Raw genomic sequence first — 17,730 nt, 5'->3', positions numbered from 1 at the left:
CTATCGGGCAAAGAATTCGTCGAGAATGGCGCACGCTCCGGCCACGGCCTCGTCCAGACGGTCGTTGACCACCACATGGTCGAACTCCGGGGCCTTTGTCAGTTCGAACTCGGCCTTGGCCACACGGCGTTCGATGGCCTCGGGGGCATCCGTGCCGCGTGCGACGAGCCGCCGGCGCAGCTCCTCGACCGAGGGGGCCTTGATGAAGATCGAGCAGGCATCCCGACCGAAGATCCGCTTGAGGTTGATGCCGCCCAGGACGTCGACGTCGAAGACGATCACGTGACCCTTCTCCCAGATGCGCTCCACTTCGCTGCGCAGCGTGCCGTAGCAGGTGCCCTTGTAGACCTCCTGCCACTCGACGAAGCGCCCCTCGCTGACGGCCCGTGCGAACTCCTCGGGCGAGAGGAAGTAGTAGTCCACGCCGTTGCGCTCCTCACCGCGCGGGGCGCGGCTCGTGGCCGAGATCGAGAATTCGAGCTGCGGATAGCGGCGGAGCAGCTCCCGGACGATGGTTGTCTTGCCTGAGCCGCTCGGGGCCGAAAATATGATGACTTTTCCCATTTTGGTAACTCTTGTCGGTTAGGACGGGTATCTGATCCGGAGGGCGGATCGGCGGGATGCGCGGCCGGCCGTTGCCGCCGCCCGGGTTCCCGTCTCTTCCCCCCCCCCTCTGCTGCGGACTCCCTACAGAATGTTGAGCACCTGCTCCTTGATCTTTTCCAGTTCGTCCTTCATCTTGACGACGAGGATCTGGATGTTCGTCTCGTTGGCCTTCGAGCCCATGGTGTTGATCTCGCGGCCCATCTCCTGGGCGATGAATCCCAGTTTGCGGCCCACGGCCTCCTCCGAGGCGGCCACCTCGCGGAAATAGCGGCAGTGGTTGGTCAGACGCACCTTCTCCTCGGTGATGTCGAGCTTCTCGAGGTAGAAGATCATCTCCTGTTCGAGGCGGTTGCGGTCGACCTCGACGGGGAGTTTCGAGAGGTTGTCCAGAATGCGCGTCCGGATGGTCTCCGTACGGGCCTGTTCGAAGGGGATGACCTCGTTCTTGTACTGTTCGATCAGATCGACGCGGCGCAGCAGGTCGGCGATGAGCGTGGCCCCCTCCTGCGAGCGGAAGGCGTCGAGCCGCGCGGCGGCCTCTTCGACGGCCTTGAGCAGCACGGCGTGCTCCTCGTCGGAGATCGTCTCGGCCTCCGTCGAAACCACCTCGGGCAGCCGCATGAGTGTCTGCATCGCCGCGGCATCCCACCCTGCCGTGCTGCAGTCCAGTCCGGCACCGGCGGCCGCCTCGCGCAGCTGTCGGGCATAGGCGGCGAAGACTTCGCGGTTGATGCGGGCCGAGGTTTCGACACTCTGGCTCTCGATCGAGACGAAAAGGTCGATCTTTCCGCGCTGGAGCCGCTGCTGGATCAGATTGCGGATTTCGTATTCCGACTGCCGATAGAGGGCCGGGAGCCTCAGGGCGAGGTCCAACTGCTTGGAATTCAGCGAGCGGATCTCGACGGTGATCTTCTTATTCTGGATTTCGGCCTCGGCTTTTCCGAAGCCGGTCATGGATTTGATCATAGGTCAGCCTTGCTTGATTCAGGCAACAAAAGTAGTAAAAACAAATCAAAAAGGCGACGAATCGTCCGGCGGAATGAAATTTATTTGGCGATCTTTGGTTTTTATAAATTATTTTTATTTATATTTGTGTTAGAAAATTAACAGACCGAAATTCGAATAACCAAATCTCATAACAATTTATTATGAAAAAGCACAATTTCAATGCGGGACCGTCCATTCTTGCGGACGAAGTGATCGAAAAAGCAGCCAAGGCCGTACTCGATTTCAACGGATCGGGACTTTCGATTCTTTCGATTTCGCACCGCACGAAGGACTTCGACGCCGTGATGGCCGAGGCCGACGCGCTTTTCCGTGAACTGCTCCACATTCCGGACAACTACAAGATCATCTATCTGGGCGGAGGTGCGAGCACCTATTTTTATGAGATTCCCGCCAACTTCCTGGGCAAAAAGGCCGGCTACGTCAATACGGGCGTCTGGTCGAAGAAGGCCATCAAGGAGGCCAAACGCTACGGCGAAGTGGAGGTCGTAGCTTCGTCCGAGGACCGCAACTTCACCTATATTCCCAAGGGATTCACCATTCCCGAGGATCTGGACTACCTGCACATCACCTCGAACAATACGATCTACGGTACGGAGTACCACGAGGATCTGACCTCGCCCGTGCCCCTGATCGCCGACATGTCGTCCGACATTCTGTCGCGTCCGGTCGACGTGACGAAATACGCCATGATCTACGGCGGTGCGCAGAAGAACCTGGCTCCGGCCGGCGTGGCCTTCGGCATCATCCGCGAGGACATGCTCGACCGCATCGTGCGCGACCTGCCGACGATGATGTCCTACCGCACGCACGTCGAGAACAACTCGATGTTCAACACGCCTCCCGTCTTCCCGATCTACGTGCTGATGGAGACGCTGCGCTGGCTGAAGTCGATCGGAGGCGTTCCCGAAATCTACCGCCGCAACCGGGAGAAGGCCGCCCTGCTCTACGACGAGATCGACCGCAACCCGTTGTTCCGCGGTACGGTCGAGAAGGAGGACCGCTCGCTGATGAATATCTGCTTCGTCATGCAGGAGGGCTACGAGGATCTGGCTCCCGAATTCCTCGAGTTCACCAAGAGCCGCGACATTGTCGGCATCAAGGGTCACCGTCTGGTGGGCGGCTTCCGTGCCTCGTGCTACAACGCCCTGCCGATCGAGAGCGTCCGCGTGCTGGTGGAGTGCATGCAGGAGTTTGCCGCAAAACACGCCAAATAGCCGACGCCGATGCCTCTTGTCACACGCGTCCCGACCGGATACGACACCCTCACGGGCGAAGTGAAGGCCTGGGATTATCAGGAAATGTTGAACAACGAAATTTTGAAACCCATGAAGATACTGGTAGCTACGGAGAAGCCTTTTGCCAAGAAGGCGGTCGACGGCATCCGCGAGATCGTCGAAATGGCCGGTTATGAACTGGCGCTCCTCGAAAAATACACGGACAAGGCACAGTTGCTGGAGGCCGTGGCCACGGCCGATGCGCTGATCGTGCGCAGCGACAAGGTCACCGCCGAGGTGATCGCCGCCGCTCCCCGTCTGCAGATTGTCGTGCGGGCCGGCGCGGGCTACGACAACGTCGATCTGGCCGCCGCCACCGCACGCGGCATCGTGGTGATGAACACCCCGGGGCAGAATTCGAACGCCGTGGCTGAACTGGCCATCGCCATGATGATCTACATGGCCCGCAACCGCTTTACGCCCGGTACGGGCTCGGAGATCCAGGGCAAGACGCTCGGCATCCATGCCTACGGCCATGTCGGCCGGCTGGTGGGTCGAAAAGGCAAGGCGCTGGGAATGAACGTCGTAGCCTACGATCCGTTCCTGACCGATCCGGAGGTCTTCGCGGCCGACGGCGTCGAGCAGGTGGCTTCGGTCGAGGAGCTCTACAAGCGGGCCGACTACCTCTCGCTGCACATCCCCGCCACGGAGCAGACCAAGGGCTCGATCGGCTATGAGCTGCTGATGTCGATGCCCAAGGGGGCCACGCTGGTCAATACGGCCCGCAAGGAGGTGATCAACGAGGCCGGGCTGATGCAGGCGCTGACCGAACGCGAAGATCTGAAGTACATCACCGACATCGCCGCCGGCAACCAGGCCGAGCTGGACGAGAAGTTCGGCAAACGGGTCTTCGCCACGGCGAAGAAGATGGGTGCCGAGACGGCCGAGGCCAACATCAATGCCGGACTGGCCGCCGCAAACCAGATTGTCGATTTTCTGAAGAACGGCAACCGGAGGTTCCAGGTCAACAAATGACCGGGCCGCGCGGAACGTTGAGAAAGGCGGGTGCGACGTGTACGGACCCGCCTTTCTTACCTTGAACGATGAACAACCTGAAACAATAACCGACAAAGAGAGACTATGGTACGTATCAAACCGTTCCGGGCGGTCCGACCGCCCAAGGAGCATGCTGCCGAGGTGGCGTCGCGTCCGTACGACGTGCTGAATTCGGCCGAAGCGAAGGCCGAAGCGACGGAACGCTCGCTGCTTCATATCATCAAACCCGAGATCGATTTCGAACCCATTGCCGACGAGCATTCACAGGAGGTCTACGACAAGGCCGTGGAGAATTTCCGCGCCTGGCAGAAGAAGGGATGGCTGCAGCAGGATCCCGAGGAGTACTATTATATCTATGCGCAGACGATGGAGGGCCGCACGCAGTACGGACTGGCCATGTGCTGCCATTTCGAGGACTACCTTTCGGGCGCCATCAAGAAGCATGAGCTGACGCGCCCCGACAAGGAGGAGGACCGCATGATCCACGTGCGCAACCAGCAGGCCAACATCGAGCCGGTCTTCTTCGCCTACCCCGACAATGCGGAGATCGACGCCATCGTTGCGGACGTGGTTGCGCACAATGCCCCGGAGTACGACTTTACGGCGGCCGACGGTTTCGGCCACAAGCTGTGGGTGATCCGCGACCGCAAGACCAACGACCGCATCACGGAGATCTTTGCCGGGATTCCGGCGCTCTACGTGGCTGACGGCCACCACCGTACGGCTGCCGCCGCCCGCGTGGGCGCCGAGTGCCGCGCGAAGAATCCCAACCATACGGGCACGGAGGAGTACTGCTACTTCCTGGCCGTGACGTTCCCGGCCAGCCAGCTGCGGATCATCGACTACAACCGCGTGGTGAAGGATCTCAACGGTCTGACTCCCGCGGAGCTCATCGAGCGGCTCAAGGAGTCGTTCGAGGTCGAGGACAAGGGGACGGAGGAGTACCGCCCGACGGGGCTGCACAACTTCTCGATGTACCTCGAGGGGCACTGGTGGAGCCTGACGGCCAAGCCGGGCACGTACGACGACAACGACCCGATCGGGGTGCTGGATGTGACCGTACTGTCGAATCTGGTGCTGGACCGGATCCTCGGGATCAAGGATCTGCGCACCTCGAAGCGGATCGACTTCGTGGGCGGTATCCGGGGGCTGGGCGAGCTGAAGCGCCGGGTCGACAGCGGCGAGATGAAGGTGGCCTTTGCGCTCTACCCCGTCTCGATGCAGCAGCTGATCAACATCGCCGACACGGGCAACATCATGCCGCCGAAGACAACGTGGTTCGAGCCGAAACTGCGTTCGGGCATGGTGATCCACTCGTTCGCCGAGGAGAAGGCCAAATAGCAGCCGGCGGATCGGTTGTCCGGTCCGTAGTCGAGAGAAAAGGGGTGATACGGTTGAGGCCGGATCTCCCCTTTTTTTGCTCATGACCTTACGGACGTGGCAGCCGCAACGACGGGATTCCTCGTCGTGTTTATCGGCGGCTCGCTGGTCTTTGTGGTCTGGGCCATTTTCTTCCTGATGTGGTTTTGCTCGGCGGGAACTCCCGGCGAAAACCCCTATGGCCCCGATCCCAAACAGACGGAGGGCTGATGCGAAAAACACGATTCCGGCTCGGATCCCCGCCCACCGGCTGGGAGGATGCTGAAAGCACAATTATATTACGAATCGGCAAGAATTTATAACGAAAATAAAAGTGAGCACGGAAAATTTCGTATATTTGTAAGCAACTTAACAATACTATCGATGTTATGGCAAAGATCAAAGGAACTATCGTCGTTGACAGAGAGCGCTGTAAGGGGTGCGGAGTTTGCGCCTCGGTGTGCCCGTGCAATGTTCTTGCCCTGTCGGCGGAGGTGAACAGTAAAGGCTACCAGGTGGCCTGGATGGCGAATCCCGATGCGTGCACGGGCTGCGCTTCGTGTGCGGTGATTTGCCCTGACAGCGTCATCACGGTTTATCGTCAAAAATTCGAATAAGCGATGGCAGAGAAGGAAGTAAAACTGATGAAAGGCAACGAAGTGATCGCCTATGCGGCGATTCGCTACGGTTGCGACGGATATTTCGGCTATCCGATCACCCCGCAGTCCGAGGTGATGGAGACCCTCATGGAGCTCAAACCGTGGGAGACAACCGGTATGGTGGTGCTCCAGGCCGAATCGGAAGTCTCGTCAATCAATATGGTATATGGTGGCGCCGCCACGGGCAAACGGGTCATGACTTCGTCGTCGAGCCCCGGTATCAGCCTCATGTCCGAGGGGCTGAGCTACCTGGCCGGTGCGGAGCTGCCCTGCCTGGTGATCAACTGCCAGCGCGGCGGCCCGGGTCTGGGTACGATCCAGCCTTCGCAGGGCGACTATTTCCAGGCTGTCAAGGGTGGCGGCCACGGTGACTACCACCTGATCGTCTTCGCCCCGAACTCCGTGCAGGAGATGCACGACCACGTGGCCGAAGCTTTCGATCTGGCCTTCAAGTACCGCAACCCGGCCATGATCCTGGCCGACGGCGCCATCGGTCAGATGATGGAGAAGGTGGTGCTGGCTCCGCAGCGTCCGCGTCGTACGGACGAGGAGATCAAGGCCGAGTGCCGTTCGTGGGCAACCTACGGCAAACCGGCCGACCGTCCGCGCAACATCGCCACGTCGCTCGAACTGCAGTCGGAGAAGATGGAGATCATCAACAAGCGGCTGCAGGAGAAGTACAAGGCGCTGGAGGAGAACGAGGTGCGCTACGAAGCCATCGAGTGCGACGATGCGGAATACGTCATCGTGGCTTTCGGATCGTCGGCCCGCATTTGCTCGGCGACGGTCGAGATGGCCCGTGCCGAGGGGCTGAAGGTGGGTCTGCTGCGCCCGATCACGCTCTACCCCTTCCCGACCAAACAGCTCGCCGAACTGGCCGCACGTGGCGTGAAGGGCTTTCTGTCGGCCGAACTCAATGCCGGACAGATGGTCGAGGACGTGCGTCTGGCGGTCAACGGCAAGGCTCCCGTGGAGCACTACGGACGTCAGGGCGGCATGATGTTCACCCCCGATGAGGTGCTTCAGGCCCTGAAGGAAAAACTGATTAAAAAGTAGAAACGATGGCAGAGGTTGAAATCAAACAGGAGAATCTGGTTTACGCAAAACCGAAACTCATCACCGATAATGTCATGCACTATTGCCCGGGCTGCAGCCACGGCACGGTGCACAAACTCGTCGCCGAGGTGATCGACGAAATGGGCCTCGCAGACCGTACGGTGGGCATTTCGCCCGTAGGCTGCTCGGTCTTCGCCTACAATTACATTGATATCGACTGGATCGAGGCCGCCCACGGACGTGCACTGGCCATCGCTTCGGCCGTGAAGCGCCTGTGGCCGAACAACATGGTCTTCACCTATCAGGGCGACGGCGACTTGTCGGCCATCGGTACGGCGGAGTCGATCCATGCGGCGGCGCGCGGCGAGAATGTCGTGGCCATCTACATCAACAATGCCATCTACGGCATGACGGGCGGCCAGATGGCGCCGACGACGCTGCTGGGCATGAAGACCTCGACGACCCCCTATGGACGTGATCCCCGTCTGAACGGCTATCCGTACAAGATTGCCGAGATGATGGCCCACCTGGACGGTGCGACCTACATCACGCGTCAGAGCGTCCACACGGCGGCCAACGTGCGCAAGTGCAAGCGTGCGATCCGCAAGGCGTTCGAGAATGCGATGGCCGGGAACGGCTTCTCGCTGGTGGAGGTCGTGGCGACCTGCAACAGCGGCTGGAAACTCTCGCCCGTGGCCTCGAACCGCTGGCTGGAGGAGAACATGCTGCCCTACTATCCGCTGGGCGATATCAAGGATGTAAAAAAGGAGGAGTAGACAATGAAAGAGACATTGATCATAGCAGGATTCGGAGGACAGGGAGTCCTCTCGATGGGCAAGATTCTGGCCTATTCGGGCGTGATGCAGGACTATGAGGTTACGTGGATGCCCTCCTACGGTCCGGAGATGCGCGGCGGAACGGCCAACGTGACGGTGATTCTTTCCGACCGGAAGATCTCCTCGCCGATTGCGCACGAGTACGATACGGCGATCATTCTGAACCAGCAGTCGATGGAGAAGTTCGAACCGCTGGTCAAGCCGGGCGGTGTGCTGATCTACGATACGAACGGGATTTCGCGCCATCCGGTCCGCACGGACATTTCGGTCTATTCGATCGATGCCACGGCCGAGTGTGCGAAGATGGGTCAGGCGAAGTTGTTCAATACGATGATTCTGGGCGGCTATCTGAAGGTTCGTCCGATCGTCGAGATGGAGAACGTGATGATCGGTCTGAAGAAGTCGCTACCGGAGCGGGCATGGAAGATGCTTCCGCAGAACGAGGAGGCAATCCGCCACGGCGGCGAGATCATTCATAAGATCCGGTAATCCGGTAAACGTCAAATTGAAAATACCCGAACCGATTATAATCGGTTCGGGTATTTTTTGTAAAGAGAGGGAACGAAACGGAGATCGTTCCGGCATTCGCGGGGGATTTTATTCCTCGTCTTTGGGAACCAGCATGAAGAAACTGCTTATTTCCTGTTGATCAAGAGCCTGGCGGACATTGAACCGTTTTACCTGAGCCTCGTACCCCGATTTCATTACTTTGATTTCAATTTGTACGTTTCGGGCATTCTCGTAGGTAAGTCCCAGAATGTTGAAGGCGCGGGTCTCCTCATAAGGAGTCGTCATCAGATAAGTTTCATTTGTATTCTTTACCTCTGCCGGGACGCTTGAGAGCACACGATAGAATACTCTGGCCCCTTGGGGATCGGAATCGATTGCCCATCGGATGATGGTTTGTTCGAGAGAGGTCTGTCCCGGCGTATCACGGCTGACTCTTTCTTTGGCTGCTCCCTCGGGGATGGTAGGGTCCTGCGTATAGGGGGTCGGAGTGAGTCGGCAGGACAATTCTGAGGGGTAGGCCTTTTTGCCGTCGAACTGCTTTTGCTTGACAACGAGCAGCTTCCCGTCCTCATATCCTTTTTTCTTGAAAGTGACGGTAAATGATTTTCCGCCCGGAGTTTTGATCATGGTTGGCGTCTTCTGGTTGGTCGGCATTCCGTTGATGAAGACTTCGGCATTGGCCGGTTCCGAGTTGATAACGATTCGTTTTTGGGCGGAAGTGGACTCTGTGGCAAGAAGAAGTCCGAGGAGAGACAGTGAGGTAAGAAGAAGATTTTTCATGTTCTTTCAAGTTAAGCCGTGTCCCTGCGGCAGTTGTTGGGTCAGAAGTGAAGATATAAAAAACGTGGGACAAAACTTTTATCTGCTTTTCGAGGTTCTGGAATACCTGTGCTGCCAAATAAAGAGTAAAGCCCACGTAGAAACGTGAGCGTTTACGCCTTACTCCTGGCAGCTTGTGAAATTTTCCAGATTTCGAAAAGCAAGAGATAAAGCTAACGCTTTTTATATGTATGTACCGGCGCTTTTCGTGCGGGGACGGTACGGGATTTTTCAAAGAAAAGGGACGATTGTTTTATTTAACCATAGGCATAAACATTTTGTTTTCGACAAATATATTCATTTTTTGTCATTTCTCAAATTTGTACTGCTGTACGTCGCGCCAGCCGAGGAGCAGGTCGTGCACCGAAAGGCGCTTCTTGCCGGCGATCTGCAGCTCCCCGAGGCGGATCCAGCCGTCGGCACACGCCACGCGGATGAAGTTCCGCCCGTCGCTTTCGACCGTGCCGCAGGCGATTCCCGCATGGTCTGCCGCCTCGAACTTCGCCGCGAAGATCTTGGCCGTCAGCGCCTCTTCGCCCGAACCCTCGCGGTACATCGCCGTCCAGGCGGCCGGATAGGGCGACAAGCCGCGGATGAAGTCGACGATGCGCTTGCCGGGCTGCGTCCAGTCGATGCGGCAATCCTCCTTGAAGATCTTCGGCGCCGGATGCAACGTCGATTCGTCGATCCCCTCCTGCTCGATCGGTTGGATGTCACCGGCCGCGATGCGTTCGACGGTCTCCAGCACCAGACCGGTTCCGATCTGCATCAGCCGGTCGTACATCGTGCCGATGGTATCCTCTTCGCCGATCGGCACGCGGATCTGCCCGATGATGGCCCCCTTGTCGATCTCGTGGTTCAAGAGGAAGGTCGTGACGCCGGTTTCGCGCTCGCCGTTGATGATGGCCCAGTTGATCGGGGCTGCACCGCGGTATTGCGGCAGCAGCGAGGCGTGGAGATTGAAGGTTCCCAGCCGGGGCATGGCCCAGACCACCTCGGGCAGCATGCGGAAGGCGATGACGATCCCCAGATCGGGCTTCCAGGCCTGCAGGGCCTCGATGAACTCCGGATCGCGCAGCTTGACGGGCTGCAGTACGGGAAGTCCCAACTCACGGGCGGCGATCTTTACGTCGCTTTCGTGCAGCCGCTGACCGCGGCCGGCGGGTTTGTCGGGCGTCGTGACGACCCCCACGACGTGGTAGCCACCGGCGACCAGTGCCCGCAGCGAGGGTACGGCAAACTCGGGCGTACCCATGAAGACGATGCGCAACTCCTTGCCACTCATATACTACTCCTTTTTCAGCCCCAGCGTATGGTGCATGCGCTCCTGCTTGGTTTCGAGATAGTGTTCGTTGTAGGGGTTCGGGGCGATGACGATCGGGACGATCTCGTCGATGCAGAGTCCGTAGCCCTCCAGCCCGGCGCGTTTGAGCGGATTGTTGGTCATCAGCCGCATGTGGCGGATGCCCAGTTCGCGGATGATGCTGGCACCGACGCCGTAGTCGCGCTCATCGGCCTTGAAGCCGAGCTTGAGGTTGGCGTCGACCGTATCGAATCCCTCGTCCTGGAGTTTGTAGGCGTGGATCTTGTTGCAGAGTCCGATGCCGCGTCCCTCCTGGTTGAGGTAGATGACGGCACCCTTGCCCTCCTTCTCGATCATCTGCATGGCGCGGTGCAACTGCTCGCCGCAGTCGCAGCGGTACGATCCGAAGATGTCGCCCGTGGCGCACGACGAGTGGACGCGCACCAGCACGGGTTCGTCCTCCGTCCATTCACCCTTGGTCAGGGCGACGTGTTCCAGTCCGTTGGATTTCTGGCGGAAGGGCGTGATTTTGAAATCGCCCCATTCGGTAGGCAGCGGTACGGTAACCCCCTTTTCGATGATCGACTCCTGCTTCAACCGGTAGGCGATCAGCGAGGCGATCGAGATGATCTTCAGTCCGAACTTTCGGGCCTTCTCCTGCAACTGGGGCATGCGGGCCATCGTGCCGTCCTCGTTCATGATCTCGATCAGCGCACCGGCGGGCTGCAGCCCGGCCAGACGGGCCAGGTCGACCGCCGCCTCGGTGTGGCCCGGACGGCGCAGGACGCCCTTTTCACGGGCGCGCAGCGGGTTGATGTGTCCCGGGCGTCCCAGGTCGGTGGGTTTGGTCGAGGGGTCGGCCAGCGCACGGATCGTGGCGGCGCGGTCGTGGATCGAAACCCCCGTGGTGCAGTCGTGGCCCAGCAGGTCGACCGTCACGGTGAAGGGCGTTCCCAGCAGCGAGGTGTTGTTCTCCTCCATCATGTTGAGGCCCAGCTCCTCGCAGCGCTTCTCGGAGAGCGGGGCGCAGAGGACGCCGCGACCCTCCTTGAGCATGAAGTTGACGATTTCGGGGGTGATTTTCTCCGCGGCGATGATGAAGTCACCCTCGTTTTCGCGGTCCTCGTCATCGACAACGATGACGATTTTGCCGTTGCGGAAGTCCTCGATGACCTCCTCCACACTGTTCAGTATCGTCTCTTTAGCCATTGCGTTTATTGCGTTTTTTGATTTTTATCCGATTTTTCCATTTTCCGAATCTCGGTCCCAGCCAACCCTCCACGCGATCCTTCATGGCCTTGATCTTGCCGGCATACCAGTCGGTGTCGAGCAGTGCGGAGTCATTCGTGGCCTTGTAGGTGAGGTAGACGGCGATGGGTGTGAGGATGAACGTGGAGATCCACATGCCGTAGATGGCATCCCACGTACCCTCCTTGGCCATCTTCTCGCCCGTGAGGCTGATGACGTAGTAGATCACGAAGAAGATCACCGACACGACCACCGGAAGTCCCAGACCGCCGCGTCGGATGATGGCTCCGAGCGGTGCGCCGATCAGGAAGAAGATCAGGATCGACACCGGGAGCGAGATTTTGCGGTGCCACTCGATTTTCGAGCGGTACAACTGGTTGAGGGCCTCCTTGGCCGTCGATTCGTCGAAGGCGAACATGTTGCGGGAGTTCTTGGCCAGCGTGCGGGCCTGGTCCCAGACCTTCTCCTTCTCGCGGGTCGGGAGCCCGGGCAGAGAATCCGTGGCCAGCAGGTCGCGGAAATAGCTCTTGTCGATCTTCAGGCTGTCGGCTACGGGCAGCACCGTATTGTCGCGCACGAAGATCTGCTCCTTGAGCAGCGGTTCGTAGGAGGTTGTCGTGGCGTCGTTGACGCGGATTTCGAGCGAATCGATGTCGTGCTGCAGTTCGTGGATGTTCTTGGTCTGGGCGTTGGAGAACATGTCGGCGTCGGAGCGTCCCATGGCGAAGCCGTCCATCGGGATGACCTGCTTCTGCAAGTCGAACGTATGGTGGCGCAGGACGCTCTTGGTGAACCACTGGCTGTTGCGGGTCTGCTCGTAGGTCTGGCCGTGGAAGAGCGTCACGAGCAGGTACTTCTTGTCGTCCGACAGGCGGATGTAGCCCGAATCGGCGACGATGGTGTTCATGTTTCCGTTCGAGGCGCGGTTGTCGTAGATCAGCACGTCGGTCAGCAGATGGGTCTCGGGGTCCTGGTGTCCGACGCGGATCGACATGTTGTCGATGCCGTTGAAGAAGAGTCCGTCCTGGAATTCGAGGCTCTGCTTCTGCTGGCGGATGTCGTAGATGATGCTGAACATCTTCTTGTTGGAGTACGGCACCAGGTTGTTCGAGATGAAGAAGCTGCCCACGGCGACGATTCCCACGACGATGATCAGCGGCTGGGTGATCCGGACGAGCGACATGCCGGCCGACTTCATGGCCAGCAGTTCGTAGTTTTCGCCCAGGTTTCCCATGGTCATGATGGCGGCCAGCAGCATCGAGAGGGGCAGCCCCATGGGGATCATGTTGGCCATGGCGTAGGACATCAGTTCGATGATGATTCCGGCGCTGAGGCCCTTTCCGACCAACTCGTCGATGTATCGCCACACGAAGTTCATCATCAGCACGAACATGACGATGAAGAACGTGAGGACCATGGGGCCCAGATAGGCTTTCAGGACGAGTTTATGAATGGTCTTCATGCGCGTGAAGCGGTTTTTTCTGCGACAAAGATACGAGTTTTACCGAAACGAGTGCCACGGTGAGCACAAATATTATGGCGGCGCCGGGCGGGACCTCGAGGTGGTAGCTGAGAATCAGGCCGGCGACGTTCCCGGCGACGGCGACGATCGGGGCCGTGAGGGCGATCGTCCGGTACGAGCGGGCCAGGGTGTTGACGATCACCACGGGCATCGTGAGCAGCGAGATGAGCAGGACGATTCCCATGATGCGGATCGAGAGGACGATGGCCGTGGCCACCAGGGCGGCCATGACGTAGGAGATCACACGGGTGGGGATGTTGCGCGAGCGGGCGAAGTCGCGGTCGAAGGCGACGTACATCACGGGGCGCAGCCACAGCAGGGCCCCGATCAGGATCAGGGCCGTGAGCAGGGCCAGGGCCCGGACGTCGGTATCGGTGACGGTGATGATGCTGCCGAAGAGGTAGGCGGCCAGGTCGCCCGACGTGTATCCGGGACGCAGGCTCATGAACAGGGCGCCGACGGCCATGCCGATGGACCAGATGATGCCGATGGCGGAGTCTTCGCGGATGCGGCCGCGCGAGCCGGCCCACTCGATGCCCAGGGCCGAGAGTACGGCGAAGATCCAGGCGCCGACGATGGGGTTCGTGCCGGCCCAGAAGGCGATGCCCAGACCGCCGAACGAGGCATGGGTGATGCCTCCGGCCAGGAAGACCATGCGGCGGCAGACGACGTATGTACCGATCAGTCCGCACGTTATGCCCGAGAGGATGCAGGCCGCGAGTGCGTTCGAGAGGTAGCCGTATTGGAAGACGTCGCTGAAAAACTCCATTTTTGGTTTATATAGCGTGCAAATTTACGCTTTTTTATCGGAAAAGCCTCCTTCTTTCGGAGGGATTTCGTAATTTCGTGCCGTAAAAAAGGAATTCATGCAACCTCGAAGAGTCAATTTTCATACGTTGGGCTGCAAGCTCAACTTTTCGGAGACATCGACCCTGGCGCGGGAGTTCGAGCAGGGGGGCTTCGTGCGTGTGGCGCCGACGGCCGAGGCGGACATCTGCGTGATCAACAGCTGTTCGGTGACCGAGCATGCCGACAAGAAGTGCCGCAATCTGATCCGCAAGCTCCACCGCCGCAACCCCGATGCGATCATCGCCGTAACGGGGTGCTACGCCCAGTTGAAACCGCAGGAAATCGCCGATATAGAAGGTGTTGATATCGTGTTGAGCAACAATGATAAGGGGGATTTATATAAACGGGTGGTTGAACTGTCGGGCAAGGGCCGTGCACAGGTCTACAGCTGCGATACCGATTCGCTGACGTCGTTCTTTGCGGCCTTCTCGAGCGGCGATCGCACGCGGGCCTTCCTCAAGGTGCAGGACGGCTGCGACTACTGCTGCTCCTACTGTACGATCCACTACGCCCGCGGCGCGAGCCGCAACATGCCCATCGCCGATCTGGTCGAGGAGGCGCGGCGGATTGCCGCCGGCGGTCAGCGCGAGATCGTCCTCACGGGGGTCAATACGGGTGATTTCGGCCGTACGACGGGCGAACGCTTCATCGACCTGCTGCGGGCGCTGGTTGAGGTCGAGGGGATCGACCGTTTCCGCATCTCCTCGATCGAGCCCAACCTGCTGACCGATGAGATCATCGACTTCTGCGCTCACAATCCCAAGATGATGCACCACTTCCACATTCCGCTGCAGAGCGGTTCGGACCGCATTCTGGGGCTGATGCGCCGCCGCTACACCTCGGCACGCTTTGCCGACCGCATCGCCTCGGTGCGGCGCGTGATGCCCGACGCCTTCATCGGCATCGACGTCATCGTCGGCTTTCCCGGCGAGACGGAGGCCGATTTCCGCACGACGTACGACTTCCTGGCCGATCTGAAGCCCGCCTTTCTGCACATCTTCCCCTTCTCGGAGCGTCCCGGCACGCCGGCCGTCGATCTGCCCGGCAAGGTGCAGCCGTCGGTGGCCACGCGCCGTGTGGCCGAACTCGAGGAGCTCTGCAACCGGCTCCACGGCGAATTCTGCGCCCGGGCCGTCGGTACCGAGGACGAGGTGCTCTTCGAAAGCACGCGCCGCGGCGGCATGATGTTCGGCTTCACGGGCAACTACCGCCGCGTGAAGGCCCCCTACGACCGTTCGCGCGTCAATACGATCTGCCGCGTGGCCCTCGGCGAGATGGATGCCGCGCACGATCTCGAAGGACGGATTCTCGACCCCGCAGAGGCGTAGATGGCGGGCCCGGGGCAAAAATCTCCCGTGAGATTGGCTTTTGCGCCCGACTTTTCGTATCTTTGCCGGAAAGTTAAGATCCTGTTAAAGTTATGACCGGTTTGCGTAAACGGGTGACGGTTGGTTTTCTGAGCATCGTCTGCCTGCTGTTTTTTTCCGGGATGGTCTCGTTGCTCGAACTGGGCCATCTGAGCCGCGATACGGGCGAAATCCTCAAGGCCAATGCCCGCAACATCGAGCTGGCCAAGGAGATGCTCGATGCCGCCCACGAACAGAACATGGCCCTGATCCGCCTGTCGGTCTTCGGCGACCGGTCGCGCGACAGCGTCTGCCGCGCCTGCATGGACCGGCTGGAGAATACGCTGCTCGTGGCCCAGAACGAAGCCCTCGACAAGACGTTCCTCGATTCGCTGGCCTTCGCCACCACCGAGATGCGTATCGTCACGGACAACTACCTGGCCTTCGGCGATTTGCGACAGAGGGACTCCCTGGCGGCCGTACATAGCCCGGCTTCCGCCGCAAACCGCCCCGATTCGCTGGGTATCAAGTGGTACAACGAGGAGTACGAGGCCCTCTACGGCCGGCTGACCGATGCCATCAAGAACTACATGACCTCGACGCAGAGCTCGCTGGCGCCGCGTGCCGAGCAGATGAAGAAGAATGCCTACCGGGCCGTGACTCCGGTGCTGATCTCCGTGGCGGTGATGATCGCCATCGTGCTGATGCTCTTCTATTTCATGTTGCTCTACTGCGTCACGCCCATCGAACGCATGAACAGGAGTCTGGGCGACTGGCTCTCATTCCGCATCCCGTTCAACGTCAAGGGCGACCTGAAGGACGAGGTCCTCGAACTCAAGGAGCGCATCGAAACGCTCATCAACCAGTCGAAACAACCCAAAGCCTGATCCGCGATGCGTGTCGAAGTGGTACTGCGATATATCGGTGTCGTGATGCTGTTCATCGCGATGTTCATGCTGCTCTCGGCGGGAATCTCCTATGTGAGCGGCGTGGACTCGGCCTTCTATCCCCTGCTGCTCTCCTCGCTGCTGACGGCCCTGCTGGGGGCCTTCCCGCTGATCTTTGTCGGCCCCTGCACGCAGATCACCAACAAGGAGGGGTTCTGCATCGTCGTCGGAGCCTGGCTGGTGGCCTGCGTGGTGTCGATGTTCCCCTACCTGATCTGGGGCGGGGAGTTCACGTTGGTCAACGCCTGGTTCGAGAGTGTTTCGGGGTTGACGACCACCGGCTCGACCGTTCTGAACGACGTCGAGGCACTGCCCCGCGGACTGCAGTTCTGGCGCTTCTCGACCACGTGGATCGGCGGTATGGGCGTGGTGATGTTCGCCCTGGTCGTCCTCCCCTCGATGGGCCGCAGCAAGATGATGCTCTCCAACGTGGAGCTCTCGTCGATGGCCCGCGACAACTACCGCTACCGTTCGCAGATCATCCTCCAGATCCTGCTGGTGGTCTACGTCGGGCTGACCGTCGTGTCGACCGTGCTGCTCAAGATGGCCGGGATGAACTGGTTCGACGCCCTGTGCCACGCCATGTCGGCCTGCGCCACGAGCGGCTTCTCGACCAAGAATGCCAGCGTCGCCTACTTCAACAGTCCGGCCATCGATACGATTCTGATCTTTACGATGGCTGCGGCCGGTATCCATTTCGGGCTGATCTACGCCACGGTCACCGGGAAACGCAACAACATCTTCCGCTCGGAGGTCACGCGCTGGTATCTCGGGATGCTGTTCGTCGGGGGGCTGCTCATCGCCATCAGCCTCTATGCAGCGGATGTCTACCCCACGCTCTCGGCCTCGTTCCGCCACGGCATGTTCCAGTTCGTCTCGGTGGTCTCCACCTCGGGGTTTGCCACGGCCGATTCGAACACCTGGACGCCGTTTGCGGTCATCATCCTGATCTTCGGGTCGATCGTCTGCGCCTGTGCGGGCTCCACGGCCGGCGGCATCAAGGTCAACCGCATGGTCCTGGCCGGAAAGATGATGAGCGCGCGCCTGAAACTCCAGCAGCATCCCAACGCCGTGATCCGCATCCGGCTGGACGGCGTCATTCAGGACAACGAGGTGCTGCACTCCGTGATGATCTACATCGTGGCCTATCTGATGTTTTTGCTGTTGGGGACGGTTGTGGGGGCCTTGTTCGGCATCGACCTGACGACCAGTTTCACCGGGTCGGTCGCTTCGATGGGCAACGTGGGACCGGGATTCGGCGAGGTCGGGTCGATGGACAACTGGTCGGCGCTGCCCTCGGCCTTCAAGGTTTCGAATACGCTGCTGATGCTGCTGGGGCGTCTGGAGATTTTCGGTCTTATACAGATCTTTTTGATTAAATGGTGGAGATGA

The 17,730-nt window shown here is 59.6% G+C and carries 18 protein-coding genes; 11 read left to right on the top strand and 7 right to left on the bottom strand.

Going from position 1 to position 17,730, the window contains the following annotated elements:
- Together gmk and B5G09_RS02990 are read right to left on the bottom strand one after the other, a co-directional pair.
- Positions 1–564 (bottom strand): guanylate kinase, encoded by a 564-nt coding sequence (gmk, locus tag B5G09_RS02995; protein ID WP_087403978.1) that lies wholly within the window; start codon positions 562–564, stop codon positions 1–3.
- Between the two features lie 123 nt (positions 565–687).
- A complete protein-coding gene (locus tag B5G09_RS02990; protein ID WP_087309316.1) occupies positions 688–1,560 on the bottom strand; it encodes a YicC/YloC family endoribonuclease in 873 nt (290 codons plus the stop codon).
- A gap of 194 nt (positions 1,561–1,754) precedes the next feature.
- On the opposite strand from B5G09_RS02990, the gene serC reads away from it, so the two are divergent.
- The 8 genes from serC (at position 1,755) to B5G09_RS02955 (ending at position 8,283) form a co-directional block, all read left to right on the top strand.
- On the top strand, positions 1,755–2,828 hold the full coding sequence (gene serC / locus B5G09_RS02985) for a 3-phosphoserine/phosphohydroxythreonine transaminase (RefSeq protein ID WP_087403977.1): 1,074 nt from the start codon (positions 1,755–1,757) through the stop codon (positions 2,826–2,828).
- 111 nt (positions 2,829–2,939) lie between these two features.
- Complete coding sequence (locus tag B5G09_RS02980) at positions 2,940–3,863, top strand: 3-phosphoglycerate dehydrogenase (RefSeq protein WP_087404088.1); 924 nt, start codon at positions 2,940–2,942, stop codon at positions 3,861–3,863.
- 105 nt (positions 3,864–3,968) lie between these two features.
- On the top strand, positions 3,969–5,225 hold the full coding sequence (locus B5G09_RS02975; protein WP_087403976.1) for a DUF1015 domain-containing protein: 1,257 nt from the start codon (positions 3,969–3,971) through the stop codon (positions 5,223–5,225).
- A 96-nt stretch (positions 5,226–5,321) separates the two neighbouring features.
- Positions 5,322–5,474, top strand: coding sequence for a DUF805 domain-containing protein (locus B5G09_RS13825; RefSeq protein WP_143256464.1), 153 nt, complete (start codon positions 5,322–5,324; stop codon positions 5,472–5,474).
- Positions 5,475–5,632: 158 nt separating this feature from the next.
- Positions 5,633–5,860, top strand: a complete 228-nt coding sequence (locus tag B5G09_RS02970) for a 4Fe-4S binding protein (RefSeq protein WP_087309260.1) — start codon at positions 5,633–5,635, stop codon at positions 5,858–5,860.
- Positions 5,861–5,863: 3 nt separating this feature from the next.
- The gene (locus tag B5G09_RS02965; RefSeq protein WP_087309261.1) at positions 5,864–6,958 is read left to right on the top strand and encodes a 3-methyl-2-oxobutanoate dehydrogenase subunit VorB; all 1,095 of its coding nucleotides are present in this window, start codon (positions 5,864–5,866) and stop codon (positions 6,956–6,958) included.
- A 5-nt stretch (positions 6,959–6,963) separates the two neighbouring features.
- Positions 6,964–7,734, top strand: coding sequence for a thiamine pyrophosphate-dependent enzyme (locus B5G09_RS02960; RefSeq protein ID WP_087309262.1), 771 nt, complete (start codon positions 6,964–6,966; stop codon positions 7,732–7,734).
- A gap of 3 nt (positions 7,735–7,737) precedes the next feature.
- Positions 7,738–8,283: a 2-oxoacid:acceptor oxidoreductase family protein gene (locus tag B5G09_RS02955; RefSeq protein ID WP_087309263.1), complete on the top strand. Its 546-nt coding sequence runs from the start codon at positions 7,738–7,740 to the stop codon at positions 8,281–8,283.
- 108 nt (positions 8,284–8,391) lie between these two features.
- Here the strand turns inward: B5G09_RS02955 and B5G09_RS02950 are convergent, their stop codons facing one another.
- From B5G09_RS02950 to B5G09_RS02930, 5 genes are all read right to left on the bottom strand, one after another.
- Positions 8,392–9,084: a PEGA domain-containing protein gene (locus tag B5G09_RS02950; RefSeq protein ID WP_087309264.1), complete on the bottom strand. Its 693-nt coding sequence runs from the start codon at positions 9,082–9,084 to the stop codon at positions 8,392–8,394.
- A 346-nt stretch (positions 9,085–9,430) separates the two neighbouring features.
- A complete protein-coding gene (gene fmt / locus B5G09_RS02945; protein WP_087403975.1) occupies positions 9,431–10,408 on the bottom strand; it encodes a methionyl-tRNA formyltransferase in 978 nt (325 codons plus the stop codon).
- Positions 10,409–10,411: 3 nt separating this feature from the next.
- Complete coding sequence (locus tag B5G09_RS02940) at positions 10,412–11,635, bottom strand: bifunctional 3,4-dihydroxy-2-butanone-4-phosphate synthase/GTP cyclohydrolase II (RefSeq protein ID WP_087309266.1); 1,224 nt, start codon at positions 11,633–11,635, stop codon at positions 10,412–10,414.
- On the bottom strand, positions 11,628–13,136 hold the full coding sequence (locus tag B5G09_RS02935; RefSeq protein WP_087403974.1) for an LptF/LptG family permease: 1,509 nt from the start codon (positions 13,134–13,136) through the stop codon (positions 11,628–11,630). Before B5G09_RS02935 ends, B5G09_RS02940 begins: the two co-directional genes overlap by 8 nt.
- Positions 13,120–13,965 (bottom strand): metal ABC transporter permease, encoded by an 846-nt coding sequence (locus B5G09_RS02930; RefSeq protein ID WP_087309268.1) that lies wholly within the window; start codon positions 13,963–13,965, stop codon positions 13,120–13,122. The genes B5G09_RS02935 and B5G09_RS02930 overlap by 17 nt, the downstream gene beginning before the upstream one ends.
- 97 nt (positions 13,966–14,062) lie before the next feature.
- Here B5G09_RS02930 and mtaB point away from each other — a divergent pair, with 97 nt between their 5' ends.
- The 3 genes from mtaB (at position 14,063) to B5G09_RS02915 (ending at position 17,730) form a co-directional block, all read left to right on the top strand.
- Positions 14,063–15,373: a tRNA (N(6)-L-threonylcarbamoyladenosine(37)-C(2))-methylthiotransferase MtaB gene (gene mtaB / locus B5G09_RS02925; RefSeq protein ID WP_087309269.1), complete on the top strand. Its 1,311-nt coding sequence runs from the start codon at positions 14,063–14,065 to the stop codon at positions 15,371–15,373.
- 92 nt (positions 15,374–15,465) lie between these two features.
- Positions 15,466–16,278, top strand: a complete 813-nt coding sequence (locus B5G09_RS02920) for a hypothetical protein (protein WP_087403973.1) — start codon at positions 15,466–15,468, stop codon at positions 16,276–16,278.
- 6 nt (positions 16,279–16,284) lie between these two features.
- Positions 16,285–17,730 (top strand): TrkH family potassium uptake protein, encoded by a 1,446-nt coding sequence (locus tag B5G09_RS02915; protein WP_241147549.1) that lies wholly within the window; start codon positions 16,285–16,287, stop codon positions 17,728–17,730.

It is taken from the genome of Alistipes sp. An54, from assembly GCF_002159375.1.
Classification (GTDB): domain Bacteria; phylum Bacteroidota; class Bacteroidia; order Bacteroidales; family Rikenellaceae; genus Alistipes; species Alistipes megaguti.
This window is presented reverse-complemented; position numbering and strand designations above follow the sequence as displayed.

Bases quoted from the DNA above. Each gene is read 5' to 3' on its own strand.
- gmk (WP_087403978.1), bottom strand. From the start codon at position 564: ATGGGAAAAGTCATCATATTTTCGGCCCCGAGCGGCTCAGGCAAGACA.
- B5G09_RS02990 (WP_087309316.1), bottom strand. From the start codon at position 1,560: ATGACCGGCTTCGGAAAAGCCGAGGCCGAAATCCAGAATAAGAAGATC.
- serC (WP_087403977.1), top strand. From the start codon at position 1,755: ATGAAAAAGCACAATTTCAATGCGGGACCGTCCATTCTTGCGGACGAA.
- B5G09_RS02980 (WP_087404088.1), top strand. From the start codon at position 2,940: ATGAAGATACTGGTAGCTACGGAGAAGCCTTTTGCCAAGAAGGCGGTC.
- B5G09_RS02975 (WP_087403976.1), top strand. From the start codon at position 3,969: ATGGTACGTATCAAACCGTTCCGGGCGGTCCGACCGCCCAAGGAGCAT.
- B5G09_RS02970 (WP_087309260.1), top strand. From the start codon at position 5,633: ATGGCAAAGATCAAAGGAACTATCGTCGTTGACAGAGAGCGCTGTAAG.
- B5G09_RS02965 (WP_087309261.1), top strand. From the start codon at position 5,864: ATGGCAGAGAAGGAAGTAAAACTGATGAAAGGCAACGAAGTGATCGCC.
- B5G09_RS02960 (WP_087309262.1), top strand. From the start codon at position 6,964: ATGGCAGAGGTTGAAATCAAACAGGAGAATCTGGTTTACGCAAAACCG.
- B5G09_RS02955 (WP_087309263.1), top strand. From the start codon at position 7,738: ATGAAAGAGACATTGATCATAGCAGGATTCGGAGGACAGGGAGTCCTC.
- B5G09_RS02950 (WP_087309264.1), bottom strand. From the start codon at position 9,084: ATGAAAAATCTTCTTCTTACCTCACTGTCTCTCCTCGGACTTCTTCTT.
- fmt (WP_087403975.1), bottom strand. From the start codon at position 10,408: ATGAGTGGCAAGGAGTTGCGCATCGTCTTCATGGGTACGCCCGAGTTT.
- B5G09_RS02940 (WP_087309266.1), bottom strand. From the start codon at position 11,635: ATGGCTAAAGAGACGATACTGAACAGTGTGGAGGAGGTCATCGAGGAC.
- B5G09_RS02935 (WP_087403974.1), bottom strand. From the start codon at position 13,136: ATGAAGACCATTCATAAACTCGTCCTGAAAGCCTATCTGGGCCCCATG.
- B5G09_RS02930 (WP_087309268.1), bottom strand. From the start codon at position 13,965: ATGGAGTTTTTCAGCGACGTCTTCCAATACGGCTACCTCTCGAACGCA.
- mtaB (WP_087309269.1), top strand. From the start codon at position 14,063: ATGCAACCTCGAAGAGTCAATTTTCATACGTTGGGCTGCAAGCTCAAC.
- B5G09_RS02920 (WP_087403973.1), top strand. From the start codon at position 15,466: ATGACCGGTTTGCGTAAACGGGTGACGGTTGGTTTTCTGAGCATCGTC.
- B5G09_RS02915 (WP_241147549.1), top strand. From the start codon at position 16,285: ATGCGTGTCGAAGTGGTACTGCGATATATCGGTGTCGTGATGCTGTTC.